This is a genomic window from Frigoribacterium sp. PhB107, from assembly GCF_003751515.1.
GTDB lineage: Bacteria > Actinomycetota > Actinomycetes > Actinomycetales > Microbacteriaceae > Frigoribacterium.
In genome coordinates this window covers 153,769-167,080 of sequence record NZ_RJKU01000003.1, presented here as the reverse complement: position 1 = coordinate 167,080, position 13,312 = coordinate 153,769, and the positions used below count along the sequence as shown (strand labels likewise).

The 13,312-nt window shown below is 72.5% G+C and carries 16 protein-coding genes; 13 read left to right on the top strand and 3 right to left on the bottom strand.

The genetic code is table 11. The annotated features are described in order from the left end of the window. Window positions 1-210 precede the first annotated feature (210 nt). Window positions 211-1,038, top strand: a complete 828-nt coding sequence (locus EDF18_RS14340) for a DUF308 domain-containing protein (protein ID WP_233569183.1) — start codon at window positions 211-213, stop codon at window positions 1,036-1,038. Then, window positions 1,035-1,280, top strand: a complete 246-nt coding sequence (locus EDF18_RS14335; RefSeq protein WP_123548498.1) for a hypothetical protein — start codon at window positions 1,035-1,037, stop codon at window positions 1,278-1,280. The genes EDF18_RS14340 and EDF18_RS14335 overlap by 4 nt, the downstream gene beginning before the upstream one ends. A gap of 447 nt (window positions 1,281-1,727) precedes the next feature. Here the strand turns inward: EDF18_RS14335 and purB are convergent, their stop codons facing one another. From purB to EDF18_RS14320, 3 genes are read right to left on the bottom strand one after another with little or no spacing between them, the layout of a single operon-like run. Then, window positions 1,728-3,110 (bottom strand): adenylosuccinate lyase, encoded by a 1,383-nt coding sequence (gene purB / locus EDF18_RS14330; RefSeq protein ID WP_123548497.1) that lies wholly within the window; start codon window positions 3,108-3,110, stop codon window positions 1,728-1,730. After that, on the bottom strand, window positions 3,107-3,556 hold the full coding sequence (locus EDF18_RS14325; protein WP_123548600.1) for a low molecular weight protein-tyrosine-phosphatase: 450 nt from the start codon (window positions 3,554-3,556) through the stop codon (window positions 3,107-3,109). The genes purB and EDF18_RS14325 overlap by 4 nt, the downstream gene beginning before the upstream one ends. A 50-nt stretch (window positions 3,557-3,606) precedes the next feature. Further along, window positions 3,607-4,011: a phage holin family protein gene (locus EDF18_RS14320; protein ID WP_123548496.1), complete on the bottom strand. Its 405-nt coding sequence runs from the start codon at window positions 4,009-4,011 to the stop codon at window positions 3,607-3,609. A gap of 30 nt (window positions 4,012-4,041) precedes the next feature. On the opposite strand from EDF18_RS14320, the gene EDF18_RS14315 reads away from it, so the two are divergent. The 11 genes from EDF18_RS14315 to rpsN all read left to right on the top strand — a co-directional run bounded on the left by EDF18_RS14315 (window position 4,042) and on the right by rpsN (window position 13,252). After that, window positions 4,042-5,112 carry a histidinol-phosphate transaminase gene (locus EDF18_RS14315; RefSeq protein WP_123548495.1) on the top strand — a complete coding sequence of 357 codons (1,071 nt, stop codon included), beginning with the start codon at window positions 4,042-4,044 and terminating at the stop codon, window positions 5,110-5,112. A gap of 30 nt (window positions 5,113-5,142) precedes the next feature. Further along, the gene (locus EDF18_RS14310; protein WP_123548494.1) at window positions 5,143-6,300 is read left to right on the top strand and encodes a thiamine pyrophosphate-dependent dehydrogenase E1 component subunit alpha; all 1,158 of its coding nucleotides are present in this window, start codon (window positions 5,143-5,145) and stop codon (window positions 6,298-6,300) included. 95 nt (window positions 6,301-6,395) lie between these two features. Further along, window positions 6,396-7,361, top strand: a complete 966-nt coding sequence (locus EDF18_RS14305; protein WP_123548599.1) for an alpha-ketoacid dehydrogenase subunit beta — start codon at window positions 6,396-6,398, stop codon at window positions 7,359-7,361. Window positions 7,362-7,374: 13 nt separating this feature from the next. Further along, window positions 7,375-8,904: a dihydrolipoamide acetyltransferase family protein gene (locus EDF18_RS14300; RefSeq protein ID WP_123548493.1), complete on the top strand. Its 1,530-nt coding sequence runs from the start codon at window positions 7,375-7,377 to the stop codon at window positions 8,902-8,904. 75 nt (window positions 8,905-8,979) lie between these two features. After that, the gene (locus EDF18_RS14295; RefSeq protein WP_123548492.1) at window positions 8,980-9,993 is read left to right on the top strand and encodes a metal ABC transporter solute-binding protein, Zn/Mn family; all 1,014 of its coding nucleotides are present in this window, start codon (window positions 8,980-8,982) and stop codon (window positions 9,991-9,993) included. A gap of 74 nt (window positions 9,994-10,067) precedes the next feature. Beyond that, window positions 10,068-10,871: a metal ABC transporter ATP-binding protein gene (locus tag EDF18_RS14290; protein WP_197980844.1), complete on the top strand. Its 804-nt coding sequence runs from the start codon at window positions 10,068-10,070 to the stop codon at window positions 10,869-10,871. After that, window positions 10,868-11,788 (top strand): metal ABC transporter permease, encoded by a 921-nt coding sequence (locus EDF18_RS14285; protein WP_123548490.1) that lies wholly within the window; start codon window positions 10,868-10,870, stop codon window positions 11,786-11,788. Before EDF18_RS14290 ends, EDF18_RS14285 begins: the two co-directional genes overlap by 4 nt. A gap of 39 nt (window positions 11,789-11,827) precedes the next feature. Then, window positions 11,828-12,265 carry a Fur family transcriptional regulator gene (locus EDF18_RS14280; RefSeq protein ID WP_123548489.1) on the top strand — a complete coding sequence of 146 codons (438 nt, stop codon included), beginning with the start codon at window positions 11,828-11,830 and terminating at the stop codon, window positions 12,263-12,265. Window positions 12,266-12,540: 275 nt separating this feature from the next. Continuing rightward, window positions 12,541-12,777, top strand: coding sequence for a 50S ribosomal protein L28 (rpmB, locus tag EDF18_RS14275; RefSeq protein WP_123548488.1), 237 nt, complete (start codon window positions 12,541-12,543; stop codon window positions 12,775-12,777). Next, window positions 12,777-12,944 carry a 50S ribosomal protein L33 gene (gene rpmG, locus EDF18_RS14270; protein ID WP_043595944.1) on the top strand — a complete coding sequence of 56 codons (168 nt, stop codon included), beginning with the start codon at window positions 12,777-12,779 and terminating at the stop codon, window positions 12,942-12,944. The genes rpmB and rpmG overlap by 1 nt, the downstream gene beginning before the upstream one ends. Before the next feature lie 2 nt (window positions 12,945-12,946). Further along, complete coding sequence (gene rpsN, locus EDF18_RS14265; RefSeq protein ID WP_056058637.1) at window positions 12,947-13,252, top strand: 30S ribosomal protein S14; 306 nt, start codon at window positions 12,947-12,949, stop codon at window positions 13,250-13,252. The last annotated feature ends 60 nt before the right edge of the window (window positions 13,253-13,312 follow it).

The window sequence follows — 13,312 nt, the reverse complement described above, 5'->3', positions numbered from 1 at the left end:
GGCGCGGACGCGCGCGCGGGCGCGCGCGCGGGCGCGCGCGGGAGGCAGCGGGCGTCGTCGCGGGCGTTCTCGCGGGCCTCGTCGCGGCCTTCGCTGTCGTTCTCGCTGACGGCCCTCGCTCGACGGCGAGCGACCCTCGCCGTCCCGCGCGGGACCTGCCAGGAGGGGGCGGTAAACTCGTCGGGTCCGCCCCGCCCAGGAAGAAGTACCGTGCCGTCTGCCTCCGTGCCCCCCGTGCCGTCCGGCGGCGACACGGCCGACCGGGGCCGCGCCTCCTCGGCTGGCTCCTCGGCGGCTTCCTCGTCGTACTGGCCCGTGCCCCTGGTGCGTGCGGTGCCCCTCCTCGTGACGGCCGCCGTCGTGACCTTCTCGCGTGACCACTCGCCGTTCGTCGGGCTCGTGTCGTTCGGCGTCGCCGCCCTGGTGGGCGGGCTGCTGCTCGCCGTCGGCGTGCTGCTGCGCCTCGACGATCGCAGCAGCCGCACGCTGCAGGTCGTCCAGGGCGTGACGACCGTCGTCGCCGGTGCGGTCGCCCTCGCCGCCTCCTCGGCCGGGCTCGCGTTCTTCGTCGCGCTCGTGTCGGGCTGGGCGCTCGTCGCCGGGGCCCTCGAGCTCGTCGCCGGCCTGCGTCGCCGCGGCCGCTCGCCGCTCGCCCGCGACTGGATCAGCGTCGGGGTGCTCACGCTGGCGCTGGGCGTCGTGTTCCTGGTGGTGCCGCTCGACTACGCCCAGCCGCTCGGTGGCGTCGAGCAGATCGAGGGCGAGCTCACCTCGTCCACGGTGCTGGTGGGGGTCCTCGGCGCCTGGGCGGCGGTCGTCGGGGTGTTCCTGGTTATCGCCGGGCTGTCGCTGCGGTGGCAGACGGACGCGGGTCACGGCGCCGCAGGACACGACGCCGCAGGACACGGCGGCGCGGGCCACAGCACCGCAGGACACGACGCCGCAGGACGGACCGACGCGGGGCCGGCCGGCCGCCGCACGAGCACGACCACTGACAGCAGCATCGACCCGACATCGGACGAGGGACAGCACGCATGACCACACCCAGCTGGCGCGAGCGCGTCCGTCCCGCCGAGTTCCTGGGCCTCAGCGGCGTGTTCGCCGTCTTCGTCGGACTCGTCGTGCTGATGACCACCCGTGAGCTCGAGCTCGCGCTCATCTTCCTCTGCATCGCCTTCATCGTCGCCCTGGTCGTGATCGCGATGCTGGCCCTCGCGGCGAAGCCCAACGAGGACGAGCGCCACGAGATCGACGAGTCGGACCGCCCCAAGGGCCACTGACCCGGGCCCGCTGCTCCGCCCGACCCGGCGCCTCGCTGCCCTCACCTCGTAATTTGAGAGGGATTCGTCTCAGGGCCGCCGGGATCCTGCGTATCCGGCTCCCGTACGCGCGGATCACTCGCGCCTTGCTCGCCCGCACGCGGCGCGGTCCGAGGCCGTTGCGGATAGTGATCCCAAAGCGCGAGCGAGCCGCGCGACGGCTCGCGGGAACGGTGGGCACGCGGCCCGCCGACTGCCGGATCACTCTCAAATTTGAGAGCGACAGGGAGCGGGCGGGTTCGCGAGGGACCATCGCGTCGCGACGGGCGGGGATCGCGGCGCTCCGCGCCCGGCCCGCCGCGTCCGGCGCTCTGCGTGCTGCCCGCGGCGCGGCGCCGCGCGACCTGCACGCATCCCGCAGCCCGCGGCGCGGCGCGACCTGCGCGCGGCCTGTCGCGCGCGCCGCGGCTAGCTCAGGCGGCCGACGAGGTCCGAGGCGAGGCCCGTGTAGGTCGCGGGGGTGAGCGCCACGAGGCGGGCCTTCGCGTCGGCGCCGATGTCGAGCCCCTCGACGAAGGCGACGAGGTCGGCCTGCGAGACGCGCTTGCCCCGGGTGAGCTCCTTGAGCATCGCGTAGGGGTCGGCGATCGACGAGCGCCCGGCGACGACCTCGGCACGGATCACCGTCTGGATCGCCTCGCCGAGCACCTCCCAGTTGCCGTCGAGGTCGGCCTCGAGGGCAGCGGTGCCGACGGCGATCTCGCCGAGCCCGCGACGCAGGTTGTCGAGCGCGAGCACCGAGTGGCCGAGGGCGACGCCGATGTTGCGCTGGGCCGACGAGTCGGTGAGGTCGCGCTGCTGGCGTGAGGTGACCAGGGTCGCCGCGAGCGAGTCGAGCAGGGCACACGAGAGCTCGAGGTTGGCCTCGGCGTTCTCGAACTTGATCGGGTTGATCTTGTGCGGCATCGTCGACGACCCGGTGGCGCCCGCCTGCGGGATCTGCGTGAAGTAGCCCATCGAGATGTACGACCAGATGTCGGTCGCGAGGTTGTGCAGCACGCGGTTGACGTGGGCGATGCGCGAGTAGAGCTCGGCCTGCCAGTCGTGCGACTCGATCTGGGTCGTGAGCGGGTTCCAGCTGAGGCCCAGGGCGTCCTCGACGAAGGACCGCGAGATCTCGGGCCAGTCGGCCGACGGGTCGGCGACGACGTGCGCCGAGAACGTGCCGGTGGCGCCGCTGAACTTGCCGAGGTACTCGGTGCCGGCCACCTGGGCACGGAGGCGCTGGAGGCGGTGCACGAAGACCGCGAACTCCTTGCCGACGGTCGTCGGGGTCGCGGGCTGGCCGTGCGTGTGCGCGAGCATCGGCACGTCGCGGGCGTCCGTGGCCCAGGTCGACAGGGCGTCGACGACGGCGTCGAGCGCCGGCAGCCAGACCTCGGCGACGGCGGCCTTGACGGTCACCGCGTACGAGAGGTTGTTGATGTCCTCGCTCGTGCAGGCGAAGTGCGTGAGCTCGGCGATCGGGTCGAGGCCCAGCTCGGACAGGCGGGCGCGGACCCAGTACTCGACCGCCTTGACGTCGTGACGGGTCGTGGCCTCGAGCCCGGCGAGCTCGTCGATCGCGGGCTGCCCGAAGTCGGTGACGACCGCTCGCAGAGCCTCCTTCTGGTCGGCCGTGAGCGCCTCGGCGCCGAACGCGCCGCGGTCGGTCTGGGCGATCAGCCACTCGACCTCGACGTGCACGCGGGCGCGGTTCAGGCCCGCCTCGCTGAGGTGGTCGCCGAGCTGCCCCACGGAGGCGCGGTAGCGGCCGTCGAGCGGGCTGAGGGGCTGAGGGGGCAACGTCATGAGGGTCCCTTGCGGAGTGCGGGTTCGATCTGGCGGAAGAGGGCGGTGCAGGCTCGCTCGACCATGGCGAGCACGTCGTCGAACATGGCCGGGTCCGAGTAGTAGGGGTCGGGCACGTCGGAGCCGCCCTGCGCCGCGCCCCGGGGGTCGAACGACATGAGCAGCTGCACCTTCGAGCGGTCCGACTCGTTCTCGGCCCACGCCCGGAGCACACGTTCGTGCCCCCGGTCGAGCGCGACCACGAGGTCGTGACGAGCGAAGTCGGCGGTCGAGAACTGGGAGGCGCGGTGCCGGGAGCCATCGTAGCCACGGGCCCGCAGCGCCTCGACGGTGCGCGGATCGGCCCCCTCGCCGACGTGCCAGTCGCCCGTACCCGACGACGACACGTCGAGCGAGTCGGCATGGCCGGCCCGGCGGGCGACCTCGCGCAGGACCACCTCGGCCATAGGCGACCGGCAGATGTTGCCGGTGCAGACGAAGACGACGCTGAGGCGGCTCACCGCCGGCGGTCGCTCGGCTCGACGATCGGGCGGATCACGATCCCGATCAGCCAGGCGACGACCGCGAGGACGAGCGCGCCGAGCACGCCCCACCAGAAGCCGTCGACGACGAGGCCGAAGCCGATCTGCCCCGAGATCCAGGCGACGATGCCGAGGAGCAGCCCGTTGACGATCAGCGAGAGCAGCCCGAGGGTCAGCACGTAGAGGGGGAACGCCACGACGCGGATGACCGTGCCGACGACCCCGTTGACGATGCCGAAGATGAGCGCGACGAGCAGGTAGGTCAGCACGGTCTCGGTCGTGCCGCCGTCGCCGTAGGCGTCCACGCGCACTCCCCCGACGACGAACGTGGTCGCCCAGAGGGCGAGGGCGTTGATCAGCAGCCGCACGAGGAATCGCATGGGTCCATCATGCCGCCCTAAGGTGGCCGGGTGAACGCTCCCGTCAGGCTCCGTCCCGAGATCGCCGCCCTGCCCGCCTACCGCCAGGGGGAGCAGGCCGCCCCCGACGCGTTCAAGCTGTCGTCGAACGAGAACCCGTTCGAGCCGCTGCCCGCCGTCGTCGACGCGCTCCGCGACGCCGTCGCGGTCAACCGCTACCCCGACGCGACGGCCGCGGGCCTGCGCGCCGCCCTCGCCGACAAGTTCGGCGTCACCACCGACGAGGTGCACGTGGGCGCCGGCAGCGTCTCGCTGCTGCAGCAGCTCGTGCTCGCCGCCGCGGCCCCGGGCGACGAGGTCGTCTACGCCTGGCGCTCGTTCGAGGCCTACCCCGGGCTGGTCACCGTCAGCGGCGCGACCAGTGTGCAGGTGCCCCTCCGCGAGGACGGCAGCCACGACCTCGCCGCGATGGCCGCGGCCGTCGGCGAGCGCACCCGCCTGGTGATCGTCTGCTCGCCCAACAACCCCACCGGCACGGTCGTCACGACGACCGAGTTCGAGCAGTTCATGTCGGCCGTCCCCGACGACCTCCTGGTCGTGCTCGACGAGGCCTACGCCGAGTTCGTCACCGACGAGCACGCCGTCGACGGCCCGTCGCTCACCGAGCGGCACCCGAACCTCGTCGTGCTGCGCACGTTCTCGAAGGCGCACGGCCTGGCGGCGCTCCGCGTCGGGTACGCGATCGGCGCCTCCTCGGTGCTCGACGCCGCGCGCTCGACGGCGATCCCGCTGGCCGTGACCGCGCAGGGCCAGGCCGCCGCGCTGGCGTCGCTGGCACACGAGGAGGAGCTGCTCGCGCGGGTGGACCGGATCGCGGTCCTGCGCGACCAGGTCTGGCGCGCCCTCGTCGACCAGGGCTGGGAGCCGCCGCTCGCCCAGGGCAACTTCGTCTGGCTGCCGACCGGCGAGCACACGGCCCACGCGGCCGAGGTGTTCGAGACCCACGGGCTGGTCGTCCGGGCGTTCGCGCCCGAGGGCCTCCGCGTCACGATCGGCGAGCCGGAGTCGGTCGAGCGGGTGCTGCGGGCGGCGCAGGAAGTGCTGGGGAACACATCCGTGTGAGGGCATGCGTGCCCTAGTAGGTTGGTGCGCATGTCCCCGAGCGAAACGAGCCGGCGCCCCGGCACGGTCCAGCTGCTGACGCCCGCCGGCGAGCTGGTCCGCACCGACGACACGGCCGAGTTCCTGCCCTGGGTCGACGCGCTGAGCGACGACCAGCTGCGCGCGATGCACCGCGACATGGTGCTGACGCGTCGCTTCGACCGCGAGGCCGCCGCCCTCGCCCGCCAGGGCCAGCTCGCCCTGTGGGTGCCGAGCCACGGCCAGGAGGGCGCCCAGGTCGGCCTGGCGCACGCCACCCGCCCGCAGGACCACCTGTTCCCGTCGTACCGCGAGCACGCGGTCGCCCTCGCCCGCGGCGTCGACCCGGTCGACATCCTGCGCCTGCTGCGCGGCCACACCCACGGCGGCTGGGTGCCCGCCGAGCACCAGAACTTCCACGTGTACACGCTCGTGATCGGCTCGCAGACGCTGCACGCCACGGGCTACGCGATGGGCCTCGGCCTCGACGGCAAGAGCGGCACGGGCGACCCCGAGGTCGACCAGGCCGTCGTCACCTTCTTCGGCGACGGCGCGACCAGCCAGGGCGACGTCAGCGAGGCGATGGTCTTCGCGACCAGCTTCCAGACGCCCGAGCTGTTCTTCCTGCAGAACAACCAGTGGGCGATCAGCGTGCCGGTCTCGCGCCAGTCGCGCACGCCGCTCGTCGACCGCGCCGCGGGCTTCGGCCTGCCCGCGACCCAGATCGACGGCAACGACGTGCTCGCGAGCTACGCCGTCAGCCGCCGCGACCTCGACGCCGCGCGCTCGGGCTCCGGCCCCCGGTTCATCGAGGCGATGACGTACCGCATCGGCGCGCACACCTCGTCCGACGACCCGAGCAAGTACCGCACCGACGACGAGCTGCAAGGCTGGATCGCCCGCGACCCGATCGACCGCTTCGCGGCGTTCCTCCGGTCGCGCGGCGAGGGCGACGCGTTCTTCGCCGGGCTCGAGGCCGAGGGCGACGACCTGGGCCACGACGTCCGCACCCGCACGACGTCGCTGCCCGCGCCCGACCCGTCGCTGATGTTCGAGCACGTCTACAGCGAGCCGCACCCCGTCATGCGCGAGCAGCACGAGTGGCTCACCCACTACGAACAGGGCCTCGGCGGCGACGCCGGCTCCGACTCCGCAGGAGGACGCGCATGAGCGACGTGACGACCACCACCGCTGCCGCCGCACCGGCCGCCGGTCCGCAGGGCAGCGCCGGCGTCGACGAGCCGACCCGCGCCTCCCTCGAGACCATGCCGCTCGGCAAGGCGATCAACGCCGGCCTCCGCCGCGCCATGGCCGACGACCCGCGCGTGCTGCTCATGGGCGAGGACATCGGCACGCTCGGCGGCGTCTTCCGCGTCACCGAGGGGCTGCAGGCCGAGTTCGGCGAGAACAGGGTCATCGACACGCCCCTCGCCGAGTCGGGCATCGTCGGCAGCGCGATCGGCCTCGCGATGGCCGGCTTCCGCCCTGTCGTCGAGATCCAGTTCGACGGGTTCATCTACCCGGGCTTCGACCAGATCGTGTCGCAGCTCGCCAAGATGACCAACCGCCACGAGGGCTCGGTCACGATGCCCGTCGTCATCCGGGTGCCCTACGGCGGGCACATCGGTGCCGTCGAGCACCACCAGGAGAGCCCCGAGGCCTACTTCGCGCACACGGCCGGCCTGCGCGTCGTCAGCCCGAGCACGCCGCACGACGCCTACTGGATGATCCAGGAGGCGATCGCGTCGAACGACCCGGTCATGTTCTTCGAGCCCAAGAGCCGCTACTGGCCCAAGGGCGAGGTCGACCTCGCCGAGCCGCACGCTCCGCTGCACGCCAGCCGCGTCGTCCGCACGGGCACCGAGGTCACCCTGCTCGGCCACGGCGCCATGGTCAGCGTGCTGTTGCAGGCCGCCGAGATCGCGGCCGCCGAGGGGATCTCGGCCGAGGTCGTCGACCTGCGGTCGCTGTCGCCGATCGACTGGGCGCCGATCCTCGAGTCGGTCCGCAAGACCGGCCGCCTCGTCGTCGCCCAGGAGGCCCCCGGCTTCGTCAGCGTCGGCTCCGAGATCGCCGCGACGGTCGCCGAGAAGGCGTTCTACTCGCTCGAGGCCCCGGTGCTGCGCGTGAGCGGGTTCGACACGCCCTTCCCGCCCGCCAAGCTCGAGACCCTCTACCTGCCCGACGCGGACCGCGTGCTCGAGGCCGTCGACCGCGCTCTCGCGTACTGAGAGGAACACCTCCGTGACCAGTGAGTTCTCCCTTCCCGACGTCGGCGAGGGCCTGACCGAGGCCGAGATCGTCGAGTGGAAGGTCGCCCCCGGCGACACCGTCCAGATCAACCAGGTGCTGGTCGAGATCGAGACCGCCAAGTCGCTCGTCGAGCTGCCCTCGCCCTACGCGGGCGTCGTCGAGAGCGTGCTCGTCGCCAGCGGCGAGACCGTCGACGTCGGCACGCCGATCATCACCATCGCCGACGGCACCGGGCCGGCCACGCCGTCCGACCGGGCCGCCGAGGCCGCGTCCGGCGAGTCGGGCGCGCTGGCCCGCACCGCCCAGATCATCGCGCAGGAGGAGGCGGCGCTCTCCGAGCAGCGCGCTCGCCAGTCCGCGCCCGCCCCTGCTGCCCCGCCCGCACCTCCTGCGCCCTCGGCCGACGAGGTGGCCGCGTCCGGCAGCACGGGCTCCGTGCAGTCCGCCGCGCCGACGGCTCCGTCGACCTCGGCGCCGTCGGTGTCGGGTTCGTCGGCCGACTCCGGCTCGGGCGCCGTGCTCGTGGGCTACGGCGCCGCGGGCGGCCACGGCCAGACCCGTCGCCGCAAGCCGTCGCAGGGCGAGGTCGACGCGCGCCAGCTGCGCGTGGCCGAGCAGGCCCGCCGCCGGCCGACGACCTCGGTGCCCGCCGCGCTCGCACTGCCGATCATCGCGAAGCCGCCGATCCGCAAGCTCGCGAAGGACCTGGAGGTCGACCTCGCGACCGTGCAGCCGACCGGCCTCGCGGGCGAGGTCACGCGCGACGACGTCATCCGCCACGCGCAGCAGGCGAGCGTGTTCCGGAACATCGAGACCCCCGAGTGGAGCGAGGAGCGCGTCGAGCGCATCCCCGTCAAGGGCGTCCGCAAGGCGATCGCCGCCGCCATGACGTCGTCCGCCTTCACCGCGCCGCACGTCAGCCTCTTCGTCGACGTCGACGCGACCCGCACGATGGAGTTCGTCAAGCGCCTCAAGGCCTCGCCGCAGTTCGCGGGCGTCAAGGTCTCGCCGCTGCTGATCATGGCCAAGGCCATCATCTGGGCCGTGCGCCGCAACCCGATGGTGAACTCGGCCTGGACCGACCGCGAGATCCTCGTGCACCACTTCGTCAACCTCGGCATCGCCGCGGCGACGCCCCGCGGCCTGATCGTGCCGAACGTCAAGGAGGCGCAGTCGATGAGCCTGCTCGAGCTCGCCCAGGCGCTCGAGCAGCTGACCCTCACCGCCCGCGACGGCAAGACGAGCCCCGCCGACATGCGCGACGGCACCATCACGATCACCAACATCGGCGTCTTCGGCATGGACACCGGCACGCCGATCCTCAACCCGGGCGAGGTGGCCATCGTCGCCCTCGGCACGATCAAGGCGAAGCCGTGGGTCGTCGACGGCGAGGTGCGGTCGCGCATGGTGACGACGATCGGCGCGAGCTTCGACCACCGCGTCGTCGACGGCGACGTGGCGAGCCGGTTCGTGGCCGACGTGGCGAGCGTGCTCGAGGAGCCGGCGCTGCTGCTCGACTGAGCGGGCGCCTCCTCGGCTCCGCCCGTCGCGGCAGCCTGTTTTGACAATCATTATCAGTAGCAATAGCGTGGCGGCATGAAGACACCGCGCACCCTGTCGCTGCTCGCCCTGCCCGCCGCCGCCGTGCTCGTGCTGAGCGGCTGCGCCTCGGGCGACGGTGGCGGCGGCTCCGGCGCCGGATCCTCCTCGGGCGACGGAGGCGCGATCGCCGTGGTCGCGTCCACGAACGTCTACGGCGACATCGCGAAGACGGTCGGCGGCGACGCGGTCGACGTCACCAGCGTCATCAGCGACCCCTCGCAGGACCCGCACTCGTACGAGGCCGACGCCCGCACGCAGCTCGCCGTCTCGCGGGCCGACGTCGTGATCCAGAACGGCGGCGGCTACGACGAGTTCATGCACACGCTGCTCGACGCCAGCGGATCGGACGCGGCCGTGATCGACGCCGTCGAGGTGAGCGGCCTCGACGCCGACGAGCACGGCGACGAGGCCCACGCCGACGAGTCGGGCGAGGCGCACGCCGACGAGACGGCCGAGGCCGACGACCACGGGCACGACCACGGCGAGTTCAACGAGCACGTCTTCTACAGCCTCCCCTCGATGGCGGCCCTCGCCACCGCGATCGCCGACGAGCTCGGCGCGGTCGACCCTGCGCAGGCCGACACGTTCACCGCGAACGCCGCCTCGTTCGGCGAGCAGATCGCCGACCTGGAGGCGCAGGCCGCAGAGATCAAGACCGCCCACGACGGCGAGTCGGTCGCCTACACCGAGCCGGTGCCCGGGTACCTCTTCGACGCGATGGGCCTCGTGAACGTGACCCCGTCCGACTTCTCCGAGGCGATCGAGGAGGGCGACGACGTGTCTCCCGCCGCCCTGAACGAGACCCTGCAGCTGTTCTCGGACGGCACGGTCGACCTGCTCGCCTACAACGAGCAGACCTCCAGCCCCGAGACCGAACAGGTCGAGAAGGCGGCCACCGACGCCGGCGTCGCGATCGTCCCGGTCACGGAGCTGCTCCCGACAGGGGATGATTACGTCTCGTGGCAGCAGAGCAACATCGACGCGATCACGGCGGCGCTCGACAAGTGACCCCCGGCACGACCGACACCTCCGTCGCCGCCGCCCACCGCGCCTCCTCGGCCGGGGGCGGCGGCGACGCCGTGCTGCGCCTGCGCGGCGCGGGCGTCTCGTTCGGCGACCGCACGCTCTGGTCGGGGCTCGACCTCGACGTGGCCCCCGGCGAGTTCCTCGCCGTGCTCGGGCCCAACGGCGCGGGCAAGACCACGCTGCTGCGCGCCGTGCTCGGCCAGCAGCAGCTCACCGAGGGCACCCTCGAGTTCCTCGGCAGGCCGGTCGGCCGCGGCCACCGCCGCATCGGGTACGTGCCGCAGCAGCGCCTCATGGAGGCGGGCACCCCGCTGCGGACCCGCGACATGATCGCCCTCGGCGTCACCGGGCACCGCTGGGGCCTGCGCCGCGAGTCGGCCGCCGAGCGCGCGACGATCGACGCCCTCGTCGACGAGGTGGGCGCCTCCTCGTTCGCCTCGGCCCCCGTGGCCAGCCTGTCGGGCGGCGAGCAGCAGCGCGCCCGCGTGGGCCAGGCCCTCGCGGCCGAGCCCGCCCTGCTGCTCTGCGACGAGCCCCTGATCTCGCTCGACCTGCGGCACCAGCGCGGGGTCACGGAGCTGATCGACCGCCAGCGACGCGCACGCGGGGCGGCCGTCGTGTTCGTGACCCACGACGTGAACCCGATCCTCGACGTCGTCGACCGGGTGCTCTACCTCGCCGGCGGGAAGTTCCGCGTCGGCACCCCCGACGAGGTGCTGCAGGCGCCCGTGCTCAGCGAGCTCTACGGCACGCCCGTCGACGTGGTGCGCACCATGGGGCGCATCGTCATCGTCGGCGGCCAGGGCCACGACGACCACCACGCCGACGAGCACGACGACGACGAAGGACTCGTGCGGTGACCGACCTCTGGACCCAGCTGTTCTCGTTCCAGGACTTCGGCGAGCTCGTCGTCCTGGTGCGCAACTCGATCATCGCGGGCGCCGTGCTCGGCCTCGTCGGCGGCCTGATCGGGCCGTTCGTCATCACCCGCAACCTGCCGTTCGCCGTGCACGGGATCAGCGAGCTCTCGTTCGCCGGGGCCTCGGCGGCCCTGCTCATCGGCGCGAACGTCGTGGGCGGCTCCGTCGTCGGCAGCGTCGTCGCCGCCCTGCTGATCGGCCTGCTCGGCTCGCGGGCGCGCGAGCGGAACTCGATCATCGCGGTGCTCATGCCCGCCGGGCTCGGCCTCGGCATCCTGTTCCTCGCCCTGTACCGCGGGCGGTCGGCGAACAAGTTCGGCCTGCTCACCGGTCAGATCGTGTCGGTCGACAACCCGCAGTTGGGCTGGCTCATCGCCATCTCGGCCGTCGTGATCGTGGTGCTGCTCGTGATCTGGCGACCGCTGACCTTCGCGAGCGTCGACCCCGACGTCGCGGCGGCGGCGGGCATCCCGGTGCGGGCGCTCGGCCTCGTCTTCATGCTCGTGCTCGGCCTCGCGGTGGCGGTCTCGGTGCAGATCGTGGGCGCCCTGCTCGTGCTCGCTCTGCTGGTCACCCCGGCGGCGGCGGCCCTGCGGCTCACCGTCGACCCGCGCCTCGTGCCCGTGCTCAGCGTCGTGTTCGCCGTCGTGTCCGTGGTGGGCGGCATCCTGCTGGCGCTCGGCGGCGGCCTGCCGATCAGCCCGTACGTCACGACCATCTCGTTCCTCATCTGGCTCGTCTGCCGCATCGTCGGCGGGCGGCGTGAGAGCCGAGGAGGCGGGCGGACAGGCCGAGGAGGCGGCACCGGTCGCCCCCAGGCCGCGCCGGTACCCTCGACGACGACGAAGGCGGCCTGACGTGGTCGGTCCTGCACGAGCGATGCACGGAGGTGCGCAGTGGTAGCCAAGCGGAACACGTGGCAGCGCGAGGCCGTGCGCGAGGCGCTGGGCCGCAGCGAGGGATTCGTCAGCGCCCAGTCGCTGCACGGGCAGCTCCGCGAGACGGGGTCGCCGATCGGGCTCGCCACCGTCTACCGCGCGCTCGCGGACCTCGCCACCGACGGCGCCGCCGACTCGCTGCAGCAAGAAGGCGAGAGCCTCTACCGGGCCTGCACCCCGGGCACGCACCACCACCACCTCATCTGCCGCACCTGCGGCACCACGGTCGAGATCGAGGCCGACGCGGTCGAGACCTGGGCCCGCCAGATCGCCGCCCAGCACGGCTTCACCGAGGCCCAGCACATCGTCGACGTGTTCGGCACCTGCGCGGCGTGCACGGCCGAGAAGGCCGCGGGACGCGACCCTGCCGTGACGCGCGGCGGCGCTGCTGGCTGAGCCGCGCCTCCTGGGCTCGGTGCGCCGCGCCTCCTGGGCTCGGTGCTCGCTGCGCCCTGGCCTCCTCTGCCCACCAGGCCCGTAGTTGACCCGGGTCGGGCGTGTCGCGTAAGCTCTTCCTTTGGTTGGGCGCTCTCTGCGCCCATGTGCACCGACCCCCGAGCACCACGGCCCGTCATGCGGACCGAGCGGGGCGACGCGCGCCGACAAGTGACCTTGGGTAGGAGTCGGTCGTCCCCGGACGGCGAGCTCCTACGGTACCTACGGAGGAAATCATGGCAGCAACCTGCCAGGTGACCGGAGCCATTCCTGGTTTCGGCCACAACATCTCGCACTCGCACCGACGCACCAAGCGCCGTTTCGACCCGAACATCCAGAAGAAGACGTACTACGTGCCGTCGCTGCGCCGGAAGGTGACCCTCCAGCTCAGCGCCAAGGGCATCAAGGTCATCGACGCTCGTGGCATCGAGTCGGTCGTCAAGGACCTGCTCGCTCGTGGGGAGAAGATCTAATGGCTCGTCAGCAGGACGTCCGTCCCATCATCAAGCTCCGCTCGACGGCGGGCACCGGTTTCACGTACGTGACCAAGAAGAACCGTCGCAACAACCCCGACCGCCTGGTTCTCAAGAAGTACGACCCGGTCATCCGCAAGCACGTCGAATTCCGCGAGGAGCGCTAAGCATGGCCAAGAAGAGCAAGATCGCCAAGAACGACCAGCGCGCCGTCATCGTCGCGCGCTACGCCGAGAAGCGCCTCGAGCTGAAGAAGGCCCTGGTCGACCCGGCCGGCACCGACGAGAGCCGCGAGGCCGCTCGTCTCGGCCTGCAGAAGCTGCCGCGCGACGCGTCGCCGGTCCGCCTCCGCAACCGCGACGCGATCGACGGTCGCCCCCGCGGCCACCTCAAGGAGTACGGCATCAGCCGCGTGCGCTTCCGCGACATGGCACACCGTGGTGAGCTTCCGGGCATCACGAAGTCTTCCTGGTAGGTTCGAGCCGTTTCCCGGGGCCTCGGCCCCGGGTCTGAGCTGGACAGTCCGGGGCCCAGG

Coding starts and splice junctions, on each gene's coding strand:
- EDF18_RS14335 (WP_123548498.1), top strand. CDS start 1,035: ATGACCACACCCAGCTGGCGCGAGCGCGTCCGTCCCGCCGAGTTCCTG.
- purB (WP_123548497.1), bottom strand. CDS start 3,110: ATGACGTTGCCCCCTCAGCCCCTCAGCCCGCTCGACGGCCGCTACCGC.
- EDF18_RS14325 (WP_123548600.1), bottom strand. CDS start 3,556: ATGGCCGAGGTGGTCCTGCGCGAGGTCGCCCGCCGGGCCGGCCATGCC.
- EDF18_RS14320 (WP_123548496.1), bottom strand. CDS start 4,011: ATGCGATTCCTCGTGCGGCTGCTGATCAACGCCCTCGCCCTCTGGGCG.
- EDF18_RS14310 (WP_123548494.1), top strand. CDS start 5,143: ATGTCCCCGAGCGAAACGAGCCGGCGCCCCGGCACGGTCCAGCTGCTG.
- EDF18_RS14305 (WP_123548599.1), top strand. CDS start 6,396: ATGCCGCTCGGCAAGGCGATCAACGCCGGCCTCCGCCGCGCCATGGCC.
- EDF18_RS14295 (WP_123548492.1), top strand. CDS start 8,980: ATGAAGACACCGCGCACCCTGTCGCTGCTCGCCCTGCCCGCCGCCGCC.
- rpmB (WP_123548488.1), top strand. CDS start 12,541: ATGGCAGCAACCTGCCAGGTGACCGGAGCCATTCCTGGTTTCGGCCAC.
- rpmG (WP_043595944.1), top strand. CDS start 12,777: ATGGCTCGTCAGCAGGACGTCCGTCCCATCATCAAGCTCCGCTCGACG.
- rpsN (WP_056058637.1), top strand. CDS start 12,947: ATGGCCAAGAAGAGCAAGATCGCCAAGAACGACCAGCGCGCCGTCATC.